The 20,094-nt window shown below is 74.8% G+C and carries 5 protein-coding genes; all 5 read left to right on the forward strand.

The window, feature by feature from the left end; genetic code table 11:
- From ACIBH1_RS11815 to ACIBH1_RS11835, 5 genes are read left to right on the forward strand one after another with little or no spacing between them, the layout of a single operon-like run.
- Window positions 1-4,923: an amino acid adenylation domain-containing protein gene (locus tag ACIBH1_RS11815; protein WP_397313667.1), complete on the forward strand. Its 4,923-nt coding sequence runs from the start codon at window positions 1-3 to the stop codon at window positions 4,921-4,923.
- Window positions 4,920-10,388 (forward strand): SDR family NAD(P)-dependent oxidoreductase, encoded by a 5,469-nt coding sequence (locus tag ACIBH1_RS11820; protein ID WP_397313668.1) that lies wholly within the window; start codon window positions 4,920-4,922, stop codon window positions 10,386-10,388. Before ACIBH1_RS11815 ends, ACIBH1_RS11820 begins: the two co-directional genes overlap by 4 nt.
- Window position 10,389: 1 nt before the next feature.
- A complete protein-coding gene (locus tag ACIBH1_RS11825; protein ID WP_181616539.1) occupies window positions 10,390-10,581 on the forward strand; it encodes an MbtH family NRPS accessory protein in 192 nt (63 codons plus the stop codon).
- A 13-nt stretch (window positions 10,582-10,594) separates the two neighbouring features.
- A complete protein-coding gene (locus ACIBH1_RS11830; protein WP_397313669.1) occupies window positions 10,595-13,696 on the forward strand; it encodes an amino acid adenylation domain-containing protein in 3,102 nt (1,033 codons plus the stop codon).
- Entirely contained in the window at window positions 13,693-20,067 is a 6,375-nt protein-coding gene (locus tag ACIBH1_RS11835; protein ID WP_397313670.1) for an amino acid adenylation domain-containing protein, read from the forward strand. Before ACIBH1_RS11830 ends, ACIBH1_RS11835 begins: the two co-directional genes overlap by 4 nt.
- Window positions 20,068-20,094: the final 27 nt, after the last annotated feature.

The following is a 20,094-nucleotide window of genomic DNA, read 5'->3' on the forward strand; positions in this document are numbered from 1 at the left end:
GTGCCTTCCAGGCGTTCTCGTCCGCTGCTCCACGACCTCATCACCCGCCAGGCCGCCCTCACGCCCGATGCCGTCGCGATCCGGCAGTGGGAACGTTCCCTCACCTTTCGCGAGCTCACCGAGCGCGCCGCGGCGCTCGCCCACCGGCTGCGCGAGCTGGGCGCAGGCCCCGAGGTCCGGGTCGGCGTCTGCGGCAGGCGCACGCCCGAGCTGCTGGTGGCGGTGCTGGGCGTGCTGATGTCCGGCGGCGCGTACGTGCCGCTCGATCCCGCGCACCCGCCGAAACGGCTGCGCGCGGTGATCGATGACGCCGGGATCACCACCGTCATCGCCGACGAGGAAGGGTCGGCGCTGCTATCCGGCTCGGGGGTCCGGCTGCTGCCGTACGACCACGGGCGCAGTGCCGTGCCGCCGGAGATCGAGACCCGGCCGCAGGGCTCGGCCTACACGCTGTTCACCTCGGGCTCGACGGGTCGGCCCAAGGGCGTGGTGGTCAGCCATGCCTCGGCGGTGGCGTTCGTGACGATGGCCGGCGACTACTTCGACCTCGACGAGGGGTGCCGTTCGATCGGCTTCGCCGCGCTCGGGTTCGACGTGTCGGTGCTGGACGTGTTCGCGCCGCTGGCCAGGGGCGGTTCGGTGATGTTCGCGCCGGACGCCGACCGGGCCGACCCCGGACGGTTGCAGCGGTTCCTGGAGGAGCACCGGGTCACCTGGGGCACGATCCCGCCGGCGTTGTTGCCGCTGCTCGACCCCTCGCGGCTGCCCGAGCTGCGTGACCTGCTCACGGCCGGTGAGCCTGCCGGGCCCGAGCAGGTGGCCCGCTGGTCGCGGCCAGGGGTGCGGCGTTTCCACAACTGGTACGGCCCGACCGAGACGACGGTCTGCGTGGTGGGCACCCCTCTCGAAGGGCGCTGGGACCGGCCGCTGCCGATCGGGCTGGCCCTGCCCGGTTGCGCCGCGCGCATTCTGGACGAGCGGTTGCGGCCCTGCCCGCCCGGCACGGCGGGGGAGCTGTGCATCGGCGGCCCGCAACTGGCCCGCGGCTACCTGGACCGTCCCGCGATGACGGCCGACCGGTTCGTCCCCGATCCGGAGGGGCCGCCCGGTGCGCGGCTGTATCGCACCGGCGACCTGGTCGCCCTCGATCCCGACGGCCGCATCGCCTTCCTCGGCCGCCTCGACCGCCAGGTCAAGCTGCGCGGCCAGCGGGTGGAGATGGGTGAGGTCGAGGCGGTGATTCGGGCCCATCCAGGCGTACGGCACGCGGTCGCCGACGTGAGCGAGGGCGTCGGCGGCTGGCAGGAGCTGACCGCCTATCTGGCCCCGGCTGACGCGCCCGACGTGGAGCGGCTGCGCGAGCACTGTCTGGAGAGCCTGCCCGCCTACATGGTGCCGAGCCGGGTGGTCCGGCTGGACGTGCTGCCGCTCACCGTGGCCGGCAAGATCGACATGGCGGCGCTGCGTGCCCTGCCCGCCGAGGCGACCGGCGGCGGCGCGGCCCAGGAGCCGCCCGCGGCGGGCCAGGACGAGGCGCTGGTGGCGGGCCAGGACGAGGCGCTGGTGGCGGAGGCGTGGGCGGAGGCGTTCGAGTCGGCTCGCCCGTCGTCCACCACCGACTTCTTCGCCGCCGGCGGTCATTCGCTGCTGGCGATGCGGCTGGCGGCGGCGTTGCGCCGGGCGTTCGAGCGGGACGTGGCCGTCGAGGACGTGCTGACCGGCCGGACGGTCGAGGGCATCGCGGCCAGGGCCGCCGCCGCGCGGCCGCTCACCACCCGGCCGCCGGGCCTGGCCGGGGCCGCGCTGTCGCCGATCCAGCGCCGGATGTGGTTCGTCGAGCGGCTCGCACCCGGCACGCCCGCGCACAACATCGCCATGGCCCAGCGGCTGTCGGGCCCGCTCGACGTTGCGGCGCTGGAACGGGCGCTGGCGGCGGTCGCCGAACGGCACGAGGTGCTGCGCTGGCGGGTGCCGCAGAGCGCGGGCGTGCCGACGGTCGAGGTCGGCGCGCCGGGCCCGGTGCCGCTGCCGGTGCAGGAGTGTGGCGAGGCCGAGCTGGGCGCGGTGCTGGACGCCGAGGCGCGCACGGTCTTCGACCTGGAAAGCGGGCCGCTGTGGCGGGCCAGACTGCTGCGGCTGGCCGGACAGGAGCACGTGCTGGCCATCACCGCGCACCACATCGTGTTCGACGGGTGGTCGCAGGCGGTGTTGTACGACGACCTCGCCCGCGCCTACCGGGGCGAGGCGGCCGAGCCGCTGGAGGCCTCCTTCGGCGGGTACGTGCGGTGGCTGGGCGAGCGCGACGGCGCCGACCTGGACTGGTGGGCCGGGCAGCTGGCGGGCGTGCCGCCGGTGCTTGACCTGCCGCGGGACCGGCCCCGGCCGCCGGTGCAGACCTTCGAGGGCGCGTCGATCGCCGCCTTCGCCGATCCCGGGCTGGGCGCCGCGGTGCGGACGCTCGCGGCCCGGCTGGGCGCCACGCCGTACGCGGTGATGCTGACCGCCTACGCGCACGTGCTGGGACGGCTGGCCGGGCGGGACGACCTGGTGATCGGCACCCCGGTCGCCGACCGGCGCGACCCCGCCCTGGCGCCTCTCGCGGGTTGCCTGGTGCACGTGCTGCCGCTGCGGTTGCGGCTCGACGGCCAGGCGGCGTTCGCCGCGCAGGTGACGGCCTGTCAGGAACGGCTCGCGGGCGCGCTGGCCCACCTCGACGTACGGCTGGAGCGGCTGGTCGAGAAACTGGGCCCGGGGCGTGACCTGTCGCGCAACCCCCTGGTGCAGGTGCTGTTCAACATGTACGACTTCGCCGAGCCGAGGCTGGAGCTGCCGGGGGTGCGGGCCACGCCGCTGCCGCCGAGCCTGCCGGGCGCGTTGTTCGACCTGACCCTGTACGTGGCCGAGCGCGACGGCGGCTACGAGCTGCAGGCCGCCTACAACCCGGCGCTGTTCGACCGGGAGCGCATGGAGGCGCTGCTGGCCGGATACCTGCGGCTGCTGGGCGAGGTGGTGGCCGCGCCGGAGGCGCCGGTGTCGTCGGCCGGGCTGCGGGCCGGGGCCGCCGGGTTGCCGGAGTCCACGTCACCGGTGGCGGGCTGGGACGGGCCAGGCCTGGTCGAGCTGGTCATGAAGCGGGTGGCCGAGCGGCCGCACGCTCCGGCGATCGTCGGCGAGTCGCGATCGCTGGACTACGCGGAAGTCGCGGCCCTGGCGGCGGCGACCTGCCGCGGCGTGCACGCCACGCTCGGACGGCGCGAGGGCGTGGTCGCGGTTCTGGCCGCCCGGACGCCCGAGCTGCCCGCGTTGTTGCTCGGCGTGCTGGCCTCCGGTGCCAGATGGGCGATTCTCGACGCGGCGCTCCCGCCGGCCCGGCTGGCGGCGCAGGCCGCGGCGGCAGGGGCGGGTGCCCTGGTGGCGTGCCCCGGGACCAGGGTGCCGGAGGAGCTGGCCCACCTGCCGGTGGTGCGTCCCGAGGCGGTCGAAGCAGCCGGAGGGCTGGAGCCGGTCCCCGCCTCCGAGCGTGGTTACCTGGCCTTCACCTCGGGCACCACCGGCGTGCCCAAGCCGGTCGCCGCCGCCGAAGCCCCGCTCGCGAGGTTCGTGTCGTGGTATCCGGCCCACTTCGGCCTCACCTCCCAGGACCGTTTCGCCCTGCTCGCCGGTCTCGCGCACGACCCGCTGCTCCGCGACGTCTTCACCCCCCTGGTCCTCGGCGGCACGCTGCACGTCCCCGTTCAGGACCGCATCCGCGACCCGCTGCTGCTGACCGCCTGGCTCAGGGAGCACCGGATCACCGTCGCCCACCTGACCCCGCAGTTGGGCAACCTGGTCGCGGCCGCCGCCGCCCCGCTGCCCGACCTGCGGCTGGTGTTGTTCGGCGGGGACCGGCTCACCCGCGGCGACGCCGCCCGGACGGCCGCCGCGGCCCCCGGCGCCCGGCTCGTCAACTCCTACGGGACCACCGAGACCCCGCAGGCGCAGGCGCTGCACCCGCTGACCTCCGCCGACCTCGACGCCGGAGCGGGCGCGGGCGAGACGGTGCCGGCCGGACGCGGCGTCGACGGGGCCGACCTGCTCGTGCTCACCCCGTCGGGCGCGACCGCGGCGGTCGGGGAGCTGGGCGAGATCGTCGTCAGGAGCCCGCGCCTGTCGCTCGGCTACCTCGACGCCGAGCTCACCGGAGCCAGATTCGGCGCCGACGGGCTCACCTACCGCACGGGCGACCTGGGCCGCTACGACGCGCAGGGACGGGTGATCCCGGCCGGGCGCGCAGACGACCAGGTCAAGATCCGGGGACACCGGGTGGAGCTGGGCGAGATCGAGCAGGCCCTGCTCGCGCATACGGGGGTGCGCTCCGCCGCCGCGACCGTGGCCGAGCGGGCCGGCGGTCAGGTGGTGCACGCCTACGCGGTGCCCGCGAGTGCCGCCGTCCAGGCGGAGGAGCTGCGCAGGCATCTGCGTGCCGTACTGCCCGATCATCTGGTCCCGGCGGAGCTGGTGCTGCTGCCCGCGCTGCCGCTGACCGGGAACGGCAAGGTGGACCGCGCCAGGTTGCCCGCGCCCGCACGGGCGCAGGCGGCCGGAGGCGGCGAGCAGCCGGCCACGGCCACGGAACGGCTGGTGGCCGGCATCTGGCAGGAGATCCTCGGCCTGCCGCGTGTCTCCGTCGACGAGAACTTCTTCGAGATCGGCGGCCACTCGCTGGCCACCGCCCAGGTGCAGGCCAGGCTGGCCGCCTCGCTTGAGCGCGAGGTGGCCATCGTCGACCTGTTCCGCCATCCGACCGTCCGGGCCCTCGCCGCACACCTCGACGGCGAGGCTCGCCCGGCCGGTTCCGCGCGTGCCGCGAGGCGACTCGCGTCACGCCGCGCACGACCCGCAACGCAACGGCCTCACCAGGCCAGACGGGAGAACGGCCCATGACCGCCGACAGTAGCGAAGATCTCAGTGGCGTCGAACCGATCGCGGTCGTGGGGCTGGCCTGCCGGCTGCCCGGCGCGGAGGACGTGACGACTTTCTGGCGGAACCTGGTCGACGGCGTGGAGTCGGTGAGGTTCTACACGCGGGAGGAGCAGGCCGCCCTCGGTGTGCCCGACTACCTGCTCGACGACCCGACCTTCGTGCCCGCCTCGTCGGTCGCGGCCGACTACGGCGCGCTGGACGCGGCGTTCTTCGGCATGTCGCCGAGGGAGGCCGAGTTACGCGATCCGCAGCAGCGGATGTTCCTGGAGTTGTCGCACACCGCGCTGGAGGACGCCGGTTACGACCCGTCACGTTTCGACGGCGAGATCGGGGTCTACGGGACCGTCGGCTCGGACGAATACCAGTGGATGTACATTCGCAACAATCCCCAGCTGTTCACCTCCGTCGGCAACCTCGCCGTCTACACGGGCAACCACCCCGACTACCTGTCGACCCTGGTCTCCTACAAGCTCGACCTGCGCGGGCCGAGCGTCACCGTGCACACGGCGTGCTCGTCGTCGCTGGTGGCTCTGCACATGGCCGTCGAGGCGCTGCGCACGGGAGAGTGCGACATGGCGCTGACCGGCGGCGTGTCGCTGGAGCTGCCGCCGGAATGGGGCTACCAGTACCACCAGGACGGCATCTACACTCCCGACGGGCACTGCCGGACCTTCGACGCCGACGCGGCCGGGACGATCTGGGGCGGCGGCGGTGGCGTGGCCGTCCTGAAGCGGCTGTCGGACGCCGTCGCCGACGGCGACCACATCCGGGCCGTGGTCATCGGCAACGCGATCAACAACGACGGCGCGACCAAGATGGGCTTCTCGGCGCCGAGCGCCGAGGGCCAGGCCGCGGCGGTGTCCCAGGCGCTGGGGGTCGCCCAGATCGACCCGCGCACGGTCACCTACGTCGAGGCGCACGGCACCGGAACGGCGCTGGGCGATCCGATCGAGGTGGCCGCGCTGTCGAGCGCGTTCGGGCCGGGAGAGCCCGGCTGGTGCGGCATCGGCTCGGTCAAGACCAACGTCGGTCACCTGGGACCGGCGGCCGGCATCGCCGGGTTCATCAAGACGGTGCTGTCGCTGCAGCACGGCCTGATCCCGCCGAACCTGCACTACCAGGCGCCCAACCCGCGCATCGACTTCGGCCGCAACCCGTTCCGGGTGATCGCCTCGCTGACCAAGTGGGAGACCGACGACCTGCCGCGCCGGGCAGGGGTGAGCTCCTTCGGCATCGGCGGCACCAACGCGCACGTGATCCTGGAGCAGGCGCCGCCCGCGCCGCTCCCCGCCGCGCCCCCGCGCGGTGCGCACCTGCTGCAGCTGTCGGCGCGCACGCCGTCGGCGCTGGAGGAGGCTGTGCGACGGCTGAGCACCCGCCTCGCCGGTGACGAGGTGGACCTGGCCGACGTCGCGTTCACGCTGCGAACCGGCCGCAAGGCCTACCCGCACCGGGCGGCCGTCACCGCGCGCGACGCCGCCGACGCGGTGGAGGCGCTGGCCGACAAGCGGCGCCTGGTGAAGGGCAAGGCGGGCACGCCGAGGGTGGCGTGGCTGTTCTCCGGCCAGGGCGCGCAGTACGCCGGGATGGGCGCCGAGCTCTACCAGAGCGAGCCGGTGTTCGCCGCGGCGGTCGACGAGTGCGCGGCCGTCCTGCGCGACGAGCTCGGCGGGCTCGACATCCGCACGCTCCTGTTCCCCGAACCAGAGGAGAAGGAGGCGGCCGAGGCGCAGCTGCGGCAGACGTGGCTGACCCAGCCCGCCCTGTTCACGATCGAGTGGGCGCTGACCCGGCTGTGGCAGGCGTGGGGGGTGCGGCCCGCGGCGATGATCGGCCACAGCATCGGCGAATACGTCGCGGCGACGGTCGCCGGCGTCTTCACCACCGCCGACGCGTTGCGCCTGGTGGCGGCGCGCGGGCGGCTCATGCAGAGCGTGCCGTCCGGTTCGATGCTGGCCGTACGGCAGGACCAGGACGAGGTACGGCCCGGCCTGCCCGACGGGTTGTCGATCGCGACGGTGAACGGGCCGGGCACCTGCGTGGTGGCGGGTCCGACGGAGCTGGTCGAGCGCTACGCCGCCGACCTGGAGGCAGCCGGGGTGCAGCGCACCGTGCTGCGCACCTCGCACGCCTTCCACTCGGCGATGATGGACCCGATCCTGGGCGACTTCCACGAGGCCGTGGCCAGGGTCGCGCGGCAGGCGCCGACGCTGCCGTTCCTGTCGAACGTGACGGGCACGTGGATCACCGCCGAGCAGGCCGTCGACCCCGGCTATTGGACCTCCCACGTGCGCGAGGCCGTACGGTTCGGCGACTGCGTGGCGGCGCTGGTGGCCGACGGCGAGTGGCACGTCGTGGAGTGCGGCCCAGGACGGCAGCTCGCCGGGCTGGCCCGCGCGCAGCTCAAGACCGGGCCGGCGCCGCTGCAGAGCCTTCCGGCGCCGAGCGAGCCCAGGTCCGACCTGGAGGTGATCTACCAGTCCGCCGGCACGTTGTGGGCGGCGGGCGCGCCGGTCGTGGTCGAGGCGCAGGGCCGCAGGGTGCCGCTGCCCGCCTACCCGTACGAGCGGCGGCACTACTGGGCGCCGACGCCGGTCGACGGGGAGCTGATCTACCCGCGTCCGGCCAAGACCGGGGCGTTGCCGGTGGACGAGTGGTTCTCGGTGCCGGTCTGGCGGCAGGAGGCGGGCGGCGCGATCGCCGACGCCGCCGCGGAGCTGTCGGGGACACGCGTGCTGGTCTTCGCGGGCGAGCAGGCGGGGCCGCTGGTGGCCGCGTTGCGCGCGGCCGGATCCGAGGTGGTCACGGTCACCGCGGGCACGGCCTACGGCAGCGACGGCGGCCAGGCGACCGTCCGGCCCGGCGAGCGCGACGACTACGAAGCGCTCCTGGCCGCGACAGGGGTGCCGGCGCGGATCGTGCACGCCTGGACGCTCGACGGCGCGAGCGGCGAGCGCGACGCCATGGCCGCGCAGGACAGCGGGTTCTTCAGCCTGCTCGCCCTCACGCAGGCCCTGGCCGCGGCCGAGCGCGAGGGTGACGTGCGGATCGATGTGCTGACCTCCGGCACGCAGGAGGTCACCGGCGCCGACCTGACCCGCCCCGAGCACGCCACCGTGGCGGGAATCGCCAGGGTGGTGCCGCTGGAGGCCCGCTGGCTGACGGTCAACCACATCGACCTGCCGCACGGCGCCGAGCCCGACGTCGAGGAGGTGCTGGCCGAGCTGCGCGCGGCCGTCACCGAGCCGGAGCAGGGCCAGGCGCCCTCCCCGGTGGCGCTCCGGGCAGGCAGGCGCTGGACCCGGGGGTACGCACCGGCCCAGGTCCCGGACAGCGGAACGAACGGGCCCCTGCGCGAGGGCGGCGTCTACGTCATCACCGGCGGGCTGGGCGGCATCGGCCTGACCCTCGCCGAGGACCTGGCCGACCGGGTACGCGCCCGGCTGGTGCTGCTCGGCCGCTCCGGTCTGCCGCCGCGCGGGCAGTGGGACGGACTGGAGGGCAACGCCGCGCGCGCCGCCCACGCCATCACCCGGATGGAGCGGGCGGGCGCCGACGTGCTGGTGCTGGCGGCCGACGTCGCCGACGCCGGCGACCTGCGCCGGGTGCGCGAGGCGGCCCTGGAGCGCTTCGGCCGCATCGACGGCATCGTGCACGCCGCGGGCGTGCCCGGCGGCGGCATGGCCGAGGTCAAGGAGCGCCAGGCGGCCGAAGCCGTCATGGCGCCGAAGATCACCGGCACCGAGAACCTGCGGGCCGTCTTCGGCGACCTGCCGCTCGACTTCGTCCTGCTGTGCTCGTCGATCACCTCGGTCGCGGGCGGTCTGGGCCAGGTCGACTACTGCGCGGCCAACGCCTACCTCGACGCCGTCGCGCACACCTGGCCCGGCCGGGTGCTGTCGGCCAACTGGGGCGCCTGGCTGGAGGTCGGCATGGCCGCCGAGGTGGCCGCCCCCGTCGCCTTCCGGGCGCTGCAGCGTGGTGACCGGGTCACCCAGATCGAGCATCCGTTCCTGACCCACCGGCACGAGGCGGCCGGCCGCCAGCCCTGGTACGGCGGCACGCTCGCGCCCGCCACCCACTGGGTGCTGGACGAGCACCGCGTCGCCGGGGTGCCGGTGCTTCCGGGCACCGGCTACCTGGAGACGGCGCGCGCGGCGTTCGAGGCCGCCGTGCCCAGCCCCGGTCCCGCCCATCGGGTGGAGCTGACGGACGTGGCCTTCGTGGCGCCGCTCGCGGTCGCCGACGAGGCCTCGGCCGACGTGCGGGTGCTGTTCACCCCCGGCGGCGACGGCCTCGACTTCGAGATCGTCAGCGTGGTCGGCGGCGCCGCCACGCAGCACGCCAGGGGCAGCGCCGCCTGGGTGGTGCCGGACGTCACCGCCGACCCGCTGGCCGACGTGCGGGCCCGCTGCGCCCACCTGCCCGCCGACCAGAGCAACCCGTTCGCCTCCGCGTCGGGGCTGGTCGCCTTCGGCGAACGCTGGACCAGCCTGCGGGCCGTCGCCCACGGACAGGGCGAGCAGGTGGCCAGGCTGGTGGCCGGCAGCCGGGTCGCCGGCGAGCTGGAGTCGCTGCCGCTGCACCCCGCACTGCTGGACGAGGCGACGGCGTACGTCTCGGTCGCCACGGAGCACAGCTACCTGCCGCTCGGCTACGGCCGTCTGACGGTGCTGGGCGCCCTGGAACCGGTCGTGTGGAGCCACGCCAGGCTGCGCGACACCGGCGGCGGCGAGGTGCTCGCGGCCGACCTGACCCTCTACGGCGAGCACGGCGAACCGCTGGTCGCCATCACCGACTTCGTCATGCGCCGCATCGACAGGGGCGCGATGACCGAGACCGTCGGCGAAGGCGCCCGCGGCACCGCCGAGGAGCTGACGGTCGACGAGGGTTCGGCCGCGGCGGGCGTGGCGCTCGACGTCGACGGCGGCAGGCGCGGCATCGCCCCGGCCGACGGCGCCGAGGCCTTCCGCCGCGTGTTGTCGGCCAGGCTCGGCGCCCAGGTCGTCATCAGCGCCGTGGACCTGCCGGAGTTCGTCGCCCGTGCCCGCGAGCTGACGCAGGACACCCTGGTCGACGAGCTGGACGCGGCGGCGGCGGCGGAGGGCGGCGACGCCCAGGACGTCGACTACGTCGCCCCGCGGAGCGACCTGGAGACCATGCTGGCCGGTCTGTGGGGCGAGGTGCTGGGAGCCCGCCAGGTCAGCGTCGAGCAGGACTTCTTCGACCTCGGCGGCAACTCCCTGGTCGCGGTCCAGCTCATCGCGCTGATCCGCAAGAAGATCGGCATCCGGCTGCCGATGCGCAGCCTGTTCCAGGTGCCGACGATCGCCGGGATGTCCGCGCTGGTGGAGGAGATGCGCGGCAAGCAGGCCGGAGGAGACAAGCCGAAGGTGACCCCGCTGCGCCGTACGGAAAGGTCCTGAGATGAGCGAAGAGCAGTACAAGGTCGTGGTCAACCACGAGGAGCAGTACTCGGTGTGGTTCGCCGACCGGCCCGCGCCCGACGGGTGGCGGGAGACCGGGTTCGCCGGTGACAAGCAGGTGTGCCTGGAGCACATCGAGCAGGTCTGGACCGACATGCGCCCGCGCAGCCTGCGCGAGGCCATGGACGGATAGGGGGAGTCGGCCGGTGCCAGGTTTCTACGTGTTGCCCGCGTCGTTCGCCCAGGAACGGCTGTGGTTTCTGTCCCGGCTCGACCCCGGGTCCGCCGCGTTCCACATCAACGCGGTGGTCGAGCTGCCGGAGGACACCGACCGCCACGGCCTCGAGCAGGCCCTGCTCGAGCTCGTGCGGCGGCACGAGACACTGCGCACCGCGCTGGCCGTCGAGGACGGCGAACTCGCCCAGATCGTGCAAACCGAACTTCCGGTCAGGCTGCCGGAAGACGATCTGAGCATGCTGGCGCCCGGCCCGGCCGCCGCCGCGTTCGACGAGCTGGCCGTCACCGACGGGCGCCGGCCGTTCGAGCTCGACCGGGCGCCGCTGTGGCGGGCCAGGCTGGTGCGCATGCCGTCGGGGCCGCGGATGATCCTCGTCGTGCACCACGCGGTCTTCGACGCGATGTCGGCGGCGACGTTCGGCGGCGAGCTGCGCGAGCTGCTGACCGCGCGGATGGAAAACAGGCAGGCGCGGCTGCCCGAGCCGGGCATCCAGTACGCCGACTTCGCGGCCTGGCAGCGCGACTTCCTGGCCGGTGGCGGGGTGAAGCCGCACCTCGACTTCTGGCGGGCGCGACTGGCCGGACTTCCCCGGGATCTGGGGCTGCCCACCGACCGGCCGCGGCCCGCCACCCGCGGCCACGCCGGGGCCGAGCACGCGCTGCACCTGCCCGCCGAGGTGGCCGACCGGCTGGAGGAGACCGCCAGAACCGGCGGCGCCACGCTGTTCATGGTGCTGCTGGCCGGGCTGAAGGCGGTGTTGTCCCGCTGGGCGGGCCAGGGCGACGTGGTGGTCGGCACCCCGGTCGCCGGGCGCGACCTGCCGGAGTTCGAGCCGGTCATCGGCATGTTCGTCAACCAGCTCGTGCTGCGGACCGACGTGACCGGCGATCCGTCCTTCGCCGAGCTGGTGGAGCAGGTGAAGGCGACCGTGCTGGAGGCGCTCGACCACGCGGACGCGCCCTTCGACCGGGTCGTGGAGGCGGTACGGCCGGAGCGTGACCCCAGCCGCACCCCGCTCTACCAGGTGTCGTTCAACCTGCTGCCGATGGCCGAGCGGGCGCAGTTCCCGATCGGGACGGCCCAGACGGACCTGTCGTTCGACGTGATCAGGCAGGCCGACGGGATCGGGATCTGGATCGAGTACGCCACCGAGCTGTTCGACGCCTCCACCGTCGCCCGGCTCGGACGTGGCCTGGAGCTGCTGCTGACCTCGGCGGCCCTCGATCCGGGCCAACGGATCTCCGCGTTGCCGATCGTGCCGGACGACGAGCTGGAGCTGCTGGTCATCGGATGGAACGCGACCGCGCGGCCGTACCCGGGCAGGGCCCTGCACACCCTGGTCGCCGAGCGTGCGGCGGCCACGCCGCACGCGGTCGCGATCCGCGCGGCGGACGGGGCCGAGGTCACCTACGCCGCGCTCGACGCCAGGTCGGCGGCGATGGCGGCCCGTCTCACCCGGGCGGGAGCCCGGCCGGGCACGTGCGTCGCGGTCAGCCTGCCCCGCTCGCCCGAGCTGATCGTGGCGTTGCTCGGGGTGCTGCGGGCGGGCGCCCACTACCTGCCGCTCGATCCCGCTCATCCGGCCGAGCGTGTCGCCTACCTGCTCGCCGACTCCGAGGCGGCCCTGCTGGTCACCGACCGGCCGGTGGAGGGTGCGGCCACACCGGTGCTGCTCGTCGGCGGCCCGGACGAGCAGCTGGCCGGCGGGCCGGTGGCCGAGCCGGAGGTGTCGCCCGACCAGCTCGCCTACCTGATCTACACCTCGGGTTCCACCGGCCGTCCCAAGGGCGTGCGGGTGCCGCATCGCGGGGTGGTCAACCTGGTCACCGAGGTGATCGAGCGCCTGGGCGGGGCGAGCACGCTGCTGATGACGTCGCTGTCGTTCGACATCGCCGCCCTGGAGATCTTCACCCCGCTGCTGTCGGGAGGCACCCTGGTGCTGGCCCCCGACGGCGCGGGCCGTGACCCAGGGCAGATCCGGCTGGCCGCGCGCGGCGCCGAGCTGGTGCAGCTCACGCCGTCGGTGGCGGCGGTGGCCGGCGGGGAGGTGGCCGGGCCGCGCGACCTCATCGTCGGCGGCGAGGCGCTCCCGCCCGACCTGGCGGCCACGCTGGGCCGGTCGCTGGAGGGCGGCCGGTTGTGGAACTTCTACGGGCCGACCGAGACGACGATCTGGTCCACCTGCCAGCTCGTGGAGCCGGGCGGCCCGGTGACGATCGGGCGGCCGGTGGCCAACACGCGGGTGTACGTCGTCGACGACCGGCTGCGCCCGCAGCCGGTCGGCGTGCCCGGCGAGCTGCTGATCGGCGGCGACGGCGTCGTGCACGGCTACCACGGCAGGGCCGGGCTGACGGCCGACCGTTTCGTGCCCGACCCGTTCGGGCCGCCGGGCGCACGCCTGTATCGCACGGGAGACCTGGCCCGCTGGCGGGAGGGCGGGGTGCTGGACTTCCTCGGCCGCCTCGACGACCAGGTGAAGATCCGCGGCGTGCGGATCGAGCCCGGCGAGGTCGCGGCCGTCCTCAACGAGCATCCGCTGGTACGGCGGGCGGTCGTGACGGTGCGCGATGACGCGCCGGGCGGTCGCGGGCTGGTGGCCTACGTGATCGGGGCCACCGAGACAGGCGCTCCCGATCTGGCCGCCGCGCTGCGCGCGCACCTGAAGGAGCGGCTGCCCGACTCGATGATGCCCGCCGCGTTCGTCCAGGTGGACGGCTTCCCCTCGCTGCCGAGCGGCAAGCTCGACCGGGCCGCGCTACCACCGCCCGGCCAGGAGCCGCGCAGCACCGAGCCGGTGCCCCCGCGCACCCCCGTGGAGAAGTCGATCGCCGGGATCTGGGCCGAGCTGCTCGGCCGCGACCAGGTGGGGGTGACCGATGACTTCTTCGGGCTCGGCGGTCACTCGCTGCTGGTCACCAAGCTGGCCCTCAGGGTCGAGGAGGAGTACGGCGTGCAGGTGCCGCTGCGGCGGTGGTTCGACGCGACCACCGTCGAGGAGCAGGCCCTGGTCGTCCTGGAGGCGAGCCTGGCCGGGCTGGACCTCGACGAGCTGCTGGAGGAGGAACAGTGAGCGACGGCGACGCCTTGCGCGAGCGCCTGGCCAGGCTCAGCCCGCGGCAGCGGGCGGCCCTGGAGGCGCGCCTGTTGGGCGGACCGGCCGCATCCGCGGAGGGACCCGCTGCCGGAGGCGCCGCCGAGCGGCGGGGGCCCGCGCCGATTCCCGCCCGGCCGGAGGGTGAGGCGGCACCGCTGACATCCGCCCAGCGCCGGTTGTGGGTGATCGACCGGCTGGATCCCGGCAATCCCGCCTACACCCTGTCGTGGTCCTACCGCCTCACCGGCCCCGTCGACCCGGCCCGGCTCGCGGCGGCCTTCGACGCCCTGGTCGACAGGCATCCCATCCTGTCCAGAATGATCGGCGTGATCAGCGGCGAGCCGTACCTGGTGCCCGGAACGGCGCCGCGGCTCGAAGTGACCCGCGTGGACGGCACGGACGGTGGCGCGGCGTGGCTGGAGGCCGCCGCGCGGCACCGCTTCGACCTCCTGGCCGCGCCCGCGGTCCGCGCGGGGCTGGCCGCGGCCGGGCCGGAGGAGCACCTGCTGAGCCTGGCCGTCCACCACCTGATCGCCGACCGCTGGTCGGTGGCCATCCTCCTGCGCGACTGGCTGGCCCTCTACCAGGGGCAGGACCTCGGGCCCCGGCCGGTGCCGTTCACCGACTACGCCGCCTGGCAGGCCGCCCAGCCGGCCGCGGCGGGACTGGAGTACTGGAAGGACACGCTCGACGGCCTGCCCGAGGCACTGGACCTGCCCGCCGACCGGCAGCGGCCCGCGCTGCTGAGCAGCAGCGGCAGGCGCCTGCTGTTCGACCTGGACGCGGAGCTGACCGGCGCGCTGCGCGCCCTGGCCGCCGGGCAGCGGGCCACCCTTTTCATGGTCGTGGTGGCGGGGTTCCAGGCGCTGCTGTCGCGCTACACCGGCCAGCACGACATCGCCGTCGGCACGCCGATGACGGCCAGGCCGCATCCGTCGCTCGACGGCACCGCCGGCTTGTTCCTCAACACCGTGGTGCTGCGCGGCGACCTGGGCGGCGACCCCGCATTCGCCGACCTCGTCGAGCGCACGCGCGGGCGGGTGATCGACGCCTTCGAGCACGCGGCCGTGCCGTTCGAGACGCTCGTGGACGAGCTCACCACCGGCCGCGACCTGTCGCGCAACCCGCTGTTCCAGGTGCTCATCGCCTTCCAGAACACGCCCCCGCTGCCCGCAGAGCTGCCGGGCGTGCGGATGGAGCGGCTGGCCGTGCGGCCGGGCACCGCCATGTTCGACCTGGACCTGATCGTGGAGGAGCGGGCCGACGGTTCGCTGCTGTGCGTGCTCGACTACAGCGACGAGCTGTTCGACGAGGCCCGCATGCGGCGCCTGGGCGATCACCTGCGCACCCTGCTGTCGGCCGCCGCCGAGCCCGGGTCGCGCCTGTCGGAGCTGCCGCTCATGGACGAGGCCGAGACGCGCGGCGTGCTGGCCGCCGCCAGGGGGCGCGAGCTCGACGTGCCGGAGGTGGGCGTGCCCGCTCTGGTGGCGGCGCAGGCGGAACGCACCCCGCACGCGCCTGCCGTACGGGACACCGACCTCGCGGAGCTGACCTACGCCGAGCTGGTCGCGGGCGCGCGGCGGCTGGCCGTACGGCTGCGCGAGCTGGGCGCCGGCGCGGAGAAGAGGGTGGGCGTGTGCCTGCCACGCACGCCGAAGCTGGTCGTGGCGCTGCTCGGGGTGCTGGAGTCGGGGGCGTGCTACGTGCCGCTGGACCCTGGCTATCCGGCGGAGCGGCTGGCGACGCTGCTGGCCGACAGCGGGACCGAGCTGGTGGTGACCACCCCCGAGCTGGCCGCCAAGCTGCCCGCAGGCATGGCGACCACGCCGGTGGCCGAGCCGGGCGACCGGGATCCTGAGCCGGGCGAGCTGCCCTCGTGCCATCCCTCGCAGGCGGCCTACCTGATCTACACCTCCGGCTCGACGGGCCGCCCGAAGGGCGTGGTGGTGCCGCACCGCGGGCTGGTCAGCCTGCTGGAGGACCTGCGCGAGCGGCCCGGCCTGGGCCAGGGCGACGCGTGGTTGTTCCTGACGTCGGTCTCCTTCGACATCGCCATGGCCGAGGTGTTCGGGCCGCTGGTGTCCGGCGGGACGGTTCTGGTGGCCGACACGGGCGAGATCGCCAAGGCGCAGCGGCTCATCGAGGCGGGGGTGCCGCACACGGTGCAGGCGACCCCGTCGGTGTTGTCGACGCTGGTCTCGTCGCTGGCGGCCGGGCGGGTGGCGCGGATCATCAGCACCGGTGAGGCGCTGCCTTCGGCGCTGGCGGCCACGCTTTCCGGGCTGACCGGCGAGTTGTGGGACCTGTACGGCCCCACCGAGACGACCATCTGGTCCTCGGGCCACCGGATCCTGCGTCCCGGCGGCTCGTCGATCGGCACCCCGGTCGCCAACACCGCGGCTCACGTCGTCGACGCGCACCTGCGCCCGCAGCCGGTCGGCGTGCCGGGCGAGCTGGTGCTGGGGGGCGCGGGCGTGACGCGCGGCTACCACGGCAGGGCCGGGCTGACGGCCGACCGTTTCGTGCCCGACCCGTTCGGTCCGCCGGGCGGTCGGCTGTACCGCACCGGCGACCTGGTACGCCGCCACGCCGACGGGCACCTGGAATACCTGGGGCGGCTGGACGACCAGGTGAAGATCCGCGGCGTGCGCATCGAGCCGGGCGAGATCTCCGCCGCGCTCGCCACCCACCCCGGGGTACGGCAGGCCGTGGTCGCGGTGCGTGACGACGCGCCCGGCGGCCGGGGCCTGGTCGCCTACGTACGCGGGAGCGCGCAGCCCGGTGAGCTGCGCGCCCACGTGCGGGCCCTGCTGCCCGAGGCGATGGTGCCGGTGGCGTTCGTGGCGGTCGACGCCTTCCCGACGCTGCCGAGCGGAAAGCTGGACAGGAGCGCCCTGCCCGCGCCGGAGGGCGTCGTGCAGGAGCGCGTGCACGTGGCACCGCGCACGCCGCTGGAGGCCGAGCTGGCCGGGATGTGGCGGGAGCTGCTGGCGCGGGAACACATCGGGGTCACCGACGACTTCTTCTCGCTGGGCGGCCATTCGCTGCTGGCCCTGGCCCTGGTGACCCGGCTGCGCGAACGGTTCGGGGCGGAGGTGCCGCTGCGGCGGGTGTTCGAGTCGCCGACGATCGCCGGGCTCGCGCCGCTGGTGGAGGCCCTCGAAGCCGCAGGCGGTCCGGCGACGCTGCCGCCCGCCGGGCCGGGACCGGTCGCACCCACGCACGCCCAGGCCCGCCTGTGGTTCCTCGACCAGCTCGACCCGGGCAACCCCGCCTACAACGTGGCCTGGGCCGAACGCCTGACCGGCCGGCTCGACGTGGACGCGCTGACGGCGGCCTTCGCCGACGTGGTCGACCGGCACGACGCGCTGCGGACGGTCATCGTCGCCCGCGACGGCGAGCCGGAGCTGGCCGAGTGCTGCCACCGGCCGGAGCTGCGGGTGCGCGACGCGGCGCTCCTGCCGCCCGACGTGGGGCGGCAGGAGGCCAGGCACCGCTTCGACCTGGCCGAGGGGCCGCTCGTGCGGGCGCTGCTGGTGCGCCACGACGAGCACACGCATGACCTGTTCCTGACGCTGCACCACGTCGTGGCCGACCGGTGGACCCTGTCGATCCTGCTGCGCGACCTCATGGCCCGCTACCGGTCACGGCTGGGAGCCCCCGACGAGCTGCCGGTGCTCGCCGCCGGATTCCGCGACTTCGCCGCCTGGCATCGGGACCGGACCGCCTCGCGGGACGCGGACCTGGCCTACTGGCGCCGGACCCTGGACGGCCTGCCCGGCTCGCTCGACCTGCCCTCCGACCGGCAGCGTCAGGGCCTGCCCACGCACGACGGGCGGCGGCTGACCTTCCGGATCGACGCCGCCACCACGACCGCGATGCGCTCCTTCGCCGCGCAACGGCGGGCCACGCCGTTCATGGTGCTGGCCGCGGCGTTGCAGGCCGTGCTGGCGCGCTACACCGGCCGCGACGACATCCCGATCGGCACTCCCGTCTCCGGCCGCGCCCACACCGCCACCGAGAACCTGGCGGGCCTGTTCCTCAACACGCTGGTGCTGCGCGGCGACCTGTCGGGGCGGCCCGGCTTCGGCGAGCTGGTGCGGCGCACCCGCGAACGGGTGCTCGACGCGCACGAGCACGCCGAGCTGCCCTTCGAGCTGCTGGTGCAGGAGCTCGCGCAGGAGCGCGACCTGGGCCGCAACCCGCTGTTCCAGGTGATGCTCGCCGTGCAGAACGTGCCGCCCGCACCGCCGGGCGACGCGGCGCTGCGGCTGAGCACCCTCGACGTCGATCCCGGCGTCACCCAGGCCGACCTGCACCTGGTGGTGGAGGAGGCGGGTGACGAGCTGGTGGGCGTCCTGCACTACGCCACCGACGTCTTCGACCACGACCGCATGGAGCGCTTCGCCGGGCACTTCCGGCGGCTCCTGGCCGCTGCGCTGGCCGAGCCCGGCCTCCCGGTCGCCGAGCTGCCGTTCGTGACCGAGGCGGAGCTGCGCCTGATCGCCGCCGCCAACGACACCGGCGAACCGGAGCCGCCCGCCACCCTGGCCGCGCTGCTCGCCGCCCAGGCGGCCCGCACCCCGCGTGCCCTCGCCCTGTCGGCCCCTCACGAGGGCGGGCTCTCCTACGAGCGGTTCGCCCGCCGGGTGGGCGGGCTGGCGGAGCTCCTGGCCGAGGCGGGCGTGCGGCCGGGCGACGTGGTGGGGGTGTGCCTGGAGCGCGGGCCCGACCTGGTGGTCGCGGTGCACGCGGTGGTCGCGGCCGGGGCGGCGTACCTGCCGCTGGAGCCCGACCACCCGGCCGACCGGCTGGCGGGCATGATGGCCGACGCCGGAGCGCGGGTGGCGATCTCCGTCGCCGCCCATGCCGTACGGCTGCCGCCCGGCGTGGGGCGGGTGCTGCTTGACGAGGGGTGGCCGGACGGCCCGCTCCCTGCGGCGGAGATCCATCCCGACTCGCTCGCCTACGTGATCTTCACCTCCGGCTCCACCGGACGACCCAAGGGAGTCGGCGTCTCGCACCGGGCGATCGTCAACCGGCTGCGCTGGATGCAGGACGCCTTCCGGCTCACCGCCGACGACCGGGTGCTGCACAAGACGCCGTTCTCCTTCGACGTGTCGGTGTGGGAGCTGTTCTGGCCCCTGCTGACCGGGGCCTCGCTCGCGGTCGCCAGGCCAGGAGGGCACGCCGATCCCGGCTACCTGGCCGGGCTGATGGCCGCGGAACGGATCACGACCGTGCACTTCGTCCCGTCGATGCTGGCGCCCTTCCTCGACGAGGACGAGCTGCCGGACACGCTGCGGCGGGTGATCTGCTCGGGCGAGGCGCTCGGCCCCGAACTCGTCGCCCGCCTGGGCGAGCGGCTGCCGCGGGCCGAGCTGCACAACCTGTACGGCCCGACCGAGGCGGCCGTGGACGTGTCGTGGCACGCCTGCGTGCCGGGGGAGCGGTCCGTGCCCATCGGGGCGCCCATCACCGCCACCCGGCTGGAGGTGCTGGACGCCGGGATGCGCCGGGCGCCGGTGGGAGTGCCGGGCACGTTGTGGATCGGCGGCGTGCAACTCGCGCGCGGCTACGTGGGACGGCCCGGCCTGACCGCCGAGCGGTTCCTGCCCGATCCGTACGGCCCGCCGGGCGCCCGCCTGTACGACACCGGGGACCTGGCCAGATGGCGGCCCGACGGCGAGATCGACTACCTGGGCCGCGCAGACGACCAGGTGAAGATCCGCGGCATCCGGGTGGAGCTGGGCGAGGTCGAGGCGGCCCTGCGCGGGCTGCCGGGCGTCGCCGCCGCGGCCGTGCGCGCCGTGGCCGACGGCGCCGGCCTGCGCCTGGCCGCCTACGTCGTCCCCTCGGCCGGTGCGGAGGATTTCTCCCTTGAGGCGTTGCGAGGAGTGCTGCCCGCTCAGCTGATCCCCGCCACCTGCACGCTGCTCGACCACCTGCCCCTGACCCGCAGCGGCAAGCTCGACCGTGCCGCCCTCCCCGACCCCCGCGCCACCACCAGGGCGGACGCCGTCGAGCACGAGGAGCCCGACGGCCCGGCCGAGCAGGCGGTGGCCGAGGCCTGGTGCGGTGTGCTGGGCCTTGAGCGCATGTCGGCGCACGACAACTTCTTCGCCGTCGGCGGCGACTCCATCCGCAGCCTCAAGGTGCTCTCCAGGTTGCGCGAGCGCGGCTACGCCGTACGGCTGGAGCACCTGTTCCTCCACCAGACGGTCAGGGAGCTCGCCGGAGCGCTCCTGCCCGCGACCCAGGCCGAGCAACCGCCACCGACCGTGGCGGCCTTCGGCCTGCTCAATCCGGCGGACCTGGCCCGTCTTCAGGAAGGCGACGCGAGATGACAGCTGCGACTACAGCCGCGGCGTGGG

The sequence above is a fragment of the Nonomuraea sp. NPDC050663 genome (assembly GCF_044456985.1).
GTDB lineage: Bacteria > Actinomycetota > Actinomycetes > Streptosporangiales > Streptosporangiaceae > Nonomuraea.